The organism is Onishia niordana, assembly GCF_004798965.1.
GTDB classification, from domain to species: domain Bacteria; phylum Pseudomonadota; class Gammaproteobacteria; order Pseudomonadales; family Halomonadaceae; genus Onishia; species Onishia niordana.
The window spans coordinates 1-229 of record NZ_SDSD01000183.1 but is presented as its reverse complement, the minus strand read 5'-3'; the positions used below and the strand labels follow the sequence as shown (position 1 = coordinate 229).

At 38.9% G+C, this 229-nt stretch carries 1 protein-coding gene; it reads left to right on the top strand.

What is annotated here, in order from left to right:
- Positions 1-18: 18 nt before the first annotated feature.
- Positions 19-229: Holliday junction branch migration protein RuvA (ruvA, locus tag ETC27_RS18415; RefSeq protein ID WP_369333516.1), on the top strand; the 211-nt coding region annotated here is incomplete at its 3' end.

Here is a 229-nt window from a genome sequence, read left to right as displayed (position 1 = left end):
TATGCTTGGTCGCATATGATGAACCAAGAGATTAAAATATATGTGCACCAAGTGATTCGGGAAGATGCACATAGTTTATATGGCTTTATGGATGATGCAGAGAAAGCTTTGTTTTTACGTTTGATTAGTGTATCAGGCATTGGACCAAAATCTGCCTTAGCAATCATCGCTGCAGATGATAATGTGGGTCTTGTTCATGCGATCGACAACAGCGATATCAAGTATTTGA